Below are 3,205 nucleotides of genomic sequence, written 5' to 3' on the forward strand. Positions count from 1 at the left end.
AATGCTTCAAAAATAACATCGAAATTAGTTCTCAAGATATTATAAATTATAATGTTAAAAATGCTAAAGTGTTAAAGGAAGACACAAATTATAAGTTGTTAAAAAGGTCTCTTTTTCATACTTTAAATTACTTGTTTTTAAGACTAAGTGTAGAAAAGAACTTGGTAGATTTATACAAAATAAATACAAAAAAATATGATATGTTAAGTAAAATTATATTTAAGGCATTTTCTGATAATAGCATAAAAGAAAACATTAAACACAGAGCGTTTTTTGCCTCTAAAAAGACACTTTTAAATGAATTTAATCATTTTGATGGGAATATGAGCGTTTTCTTTCCTGCATTAGATATAACCGATAAGGCCCTTGAAAATGAAAGGGAAGCAATACTAAATTATTTAGAAAAATTAAATCCACAAACTGTACTTGTTTATTAGATAAAATTATTATTTAAGTAACAAAAACGGTGAATTTCCAACTATAAGAATCAAGATAAAATATTATAAAATAGGAGCAATACAATGACAAGTCAAATGTACGATGTTTTAAAAGACATAAACCCACAACTAGCAGAGTTAACAGATGAAATTGAAAAGTTAATTTTCGTAACGCCTCGTGCTGCGACTCAATCTATGCGAACTCTTGTTGAAACATTAGTAAAGCATGTCGCTAAGATTGAGAAAATGCACCATCTTCAATGGTCAAACTTTGCAGAGCAGCAACTAGCATTGAAGCAAGAAGGTATACTAACAGATACTGCAGATAAAGCCATTACATTAGTACGTAAGCAAGGGAATATCGCGACACATGATGGATCACGCAAAATATTAATCCGAGAAGCTTTAACTGTTTGGGAATATGCCCATTTAGTAATCAGTTGGTACATTGAAACGTATGCGAGCCCAGATACAGAAGTACCGCCATACATAGAACCAAAACCATACAGAGATCAGGAAAATGATGAGTCTTTAATTGAAAGAATTAAAGAATTAATCGAAGGAATGATGAATGGGGAGGGAAATCAACAGCAACAACAATTAGTACCAACCCAAACAACGAAGAAAATTGCTCGATCCATAAGTTATCAAGATCAAACAATTGAAATACCGCTTTTTTTACGTGATGCTTTTTTATTACCTCAACGTTTTCCAAAATCAACAACGTTCTTAATTCGTTTAAATGGAGAGCAACAAGCACGAATTATGAGTGAGTTACCATCTCAGTTAGAAGGGTTACATGAATATGTAAAACGTTTTAAAGAAACAAATGATGCAACATTTTTCGAAGAGTTAAAAACCTATGTCGAAGAAGAGATTGAACGAAAAAAAATTCAAGAGATGTATGCTGGAGAAACATTACTATTCTACAAAGCTGATTATATTATCTTGACTGATGTTCTGGGAGAAGTACCACTAACAAAAGAAAACTTCCCAGGTCTTACAAGCCTAGTGAATAGCTTGCAAGAACAAGCATTTACAAAAGTAGCTGATCTACCAAAAGAACTCGTATTACTTGGCAAATACAGAAATGTAGGTGAAACGGCCCTTGCCAATTTGTTTAGCCAATTAAAAGCTAAAAGTGTGATGTATAGTAATATGGTAAGTGGAGATATGCAGTTGAGTTAAGCTGAAGTAACAAGCCTGGGGTTAGATAAAATACAGATACCTAAACGGATTTAGGTAGCTTAATGCCATTATAGGAGGACGTTTATGAATAAGTTCGTATCAATAGCTATTGCAGCTTTAATTTTTTCTATAGTGTTAGGAATTTCAGTTATAATTGATTTTGCTATTGATAGAACTGTTAATAATTTATTAATAGGTTATTCTATTGTATTATTCCTTGTAGGTATAACCTATCTCCTTATGAGAAAGAGAAAATGAAGAATTTAAGAATAGCTTAAATTATAATAAGATACAAAGTTTGATAGAACTGGTAGTCAATATAACAAGGGACCAAAAGGCACTAAATCTAAATCATTGATTTTAGTGCCTTAGTCAATAATTGATGTTAGAAATAATGAGAATTATAAATTAATATTCCTAAGCTCAAATTTAGCAAAGAGTAATGCTTCCTCGTTAATAACTTTTTTATCCATCAATTCTTCACCTGAATTTAAAATATCCTTTTTTTGAATTTCAAGAGATTCGTGAAATGATGTTAATTCTGTTTCTCTATTCATAAAAACTTTCCGGTATACTTCATCTGTTGGCTTATCTATGTAATCTTTGATTCTTTTAATCATTTTCTTTGAAGGTTTATTATTTTCATTAATACTATTTAGATAGAATGTATAGCTTATTCCTAATGCTTTACATAATTCTTTTTTTGTTAATTTTTCAATTGCACGTTTTATTTCAGCTTTTTTAATAAGTATTCTTTCATCTGTCATAGTTAATTCTCTCCCTGTATTACTATTGGTTTTTCCATATTACTATTTTGGTATATAGCTATTATAGTAATTTGTCAATAATCGAATGTATGAGGTAATAACTATTATCGCGTAATCGTACTACAATAGAGATATTTTTAATTATTATCATTGCAACTTAAAGTAAGAAAAATAAGAAAGTTAAATAATTACAATATAATGTTATTAATAAGGTTTTATAAATTCTAATCTAAATCAGGAGTGACAGTAATGAACATTCGAGATCTATTCAACCTAGAAAACGACACAGCCTTCCAACAATTGAATCAGGCTGTGAATTCGTTTAATACGTTAAAAATATTGAAACTAGAAAGTCATGAAATTCGGCATTCGAATATATTATCATGGCTACTAAATCCGAAAGAAAATCATAGTTTACGTGATTATTTTTTACGTAAAATGTTGGAACACTTAATTTTGATAGATGAAAATAATAAAAATCCACAATATGACACTATCGGGGGAATTCTGAACCAATCCTTAATAGATAGCCATGTATATCGTGAGGTAAAAACAGATAAAAATCGATATATCGATTTACTTATTGTCAACCAACAGTTGAAAACGGTCTTTCTAATTGAAAATAAGTTTTATTCGACTGAATCGGAAAATCAGTTGGATGATTACTTAGAATATATTGAACATCAATTTGAGAATTTTACGATTATCCCAATATACTTAACGCTTGATGGGGAAGAGCCTTCAAATAATCAATATTTTATCATGACTTATGAACGAATCGAATCCATTTTACATACCATTCTGATGTTATAT

The 3,205-nt window shown here is 29.7% G+C and carries 5 protein-coding genes; 4 read left to right on the forward strand and 1 reads right to left on the reverse strand.

The window, feature by feature from the left end:
- The 3 genes from D1606_RS19000 to D1606_RS18910 all read left to right on the forward strand — a co-directional run.
- Positions 1 to 437, forward strand: a 437-nt coding sequence (locus tag D1606_RS19000; RefSeq protein WP_199670784.1) for a hypothetical protein, incomplete at its 5' end; no start/stop codon positions are given.
- A gap of 84 nt (positions 438 to 521) precedes the next feature.
- Positions 522 to 1,625 (forward strand): DUF4145 domain-containing protein, encoded by a 1,104-nt coding sequence (locus D1606_RS18115; RefSeq protein ID WP_119417409.1) that lies wholly within the window; start codon positions 522 to 524, stop codon positions 1,623 to 1,625.
- Between the two features lie 84 nt (positions 1,626 to 1,709).
- Entirely contained in the window at positions 1,710 to 1,883 is a 174-nt protein-coding gene (locus tag D1606_RS18910) for a hypothetical protein (RefSeq protein WP_158582436.1), read from the forward strand.
- 143 nt (positions 1,884 to 2,026) lie between these two features.
- On the opposite strand, the gene D1606_RS18120 is transcribed toward D1606_RS18910, so the two are convergent.
- A complete protein-coding gene (locus D1606_RS18120; RefSeq protein WP_119417410.1) occupies positions 2,027 to 2,392 on the reverse strand; it encodes a hypothetical protein in 366 nt (121 codons plus the stop codon).
- Between the two features lie 249 nt (positions 2,393 to 2,641).
- Here D1606_RS18120 and D1606_RS18125 point away from each other — a divergent pair.
- Positions 2,642 to 3,205, forward strand: a 564-nt coding sequence (locus tag D1606_RS18125; RefSeq protein WP_199670785.1) for a PDDEXK-like family protein, incomplete at its 3' end; no start/stop codon positions are given.

It is taken from the genome of Rummeliibacillus sp. POC4, assembly GCF_003576525.1.
GTDB lineage: Bacteria > Bacillota > Bacilli > Bacillales_A > Planococcaceae > Rummeliibacillus.